Source organism: Corallococcus aberystwythensis, from assembly GCF_003612165.1.
Taxonomy (GTDB): domain Bacteria; phylum Myxococcota; class Myxococcia; order Myxococcales; family Myxococcaceae; genus Corallococcus; species Corallococcus aberystwythensis.
The window spans coordinates 1-391 of record NZ_RAWK01000616.1; the positions used below are offsets into that span (position 1 = coordinate 1).

The 391-nt window shown below is 75.2% G+C and carries 1 pseudogene; it reads right to left on the reverse strand.

Annotated features, from left to right (window positions below):
* Positions 1-391, reverse strand: a pseudogene (locus D7W81_RS41750) (hypothetical protein); the annotation flags it as partial.

Genomic DNA, 391 nt, shown 5'->3' on the forward strand with positions numbered 1-391 from the left:
GTGTCGGGGAGGGGCGCGGCGGCGGGGACGATGTCGCCCCAGCTCTCCGGCTCCACCTCCAGGAGGGGCAGGTCGGCTTCCGGCGGCGGCGCGACGGGGAAGCGCGAGGAGTCCTCGGTGAGCCAGGGGTCCAGGGGCACGGAGGCCGAGCGGCGCAGGGCTTCCGCCATGTCCTGGAGCAGTGCGGCCTGGGCGCGCTTGCGGGCCTCGGTGAGGGCGGCGGTGTTGTCGGTGGCGGGAAGTTCCAGGGCGTCGCGGGGGGACGCGGGGATGGAGTCCGCCCAGGAGTTCGACGGGGCGGAGGGTTCAGGCTCCGCGGTGAGGATGATGTCCTCGGGCTCGAGGGACAGGGGTTCCGGCTCCGCCTGCGCGGCGGCGAGAGGGACGAGGA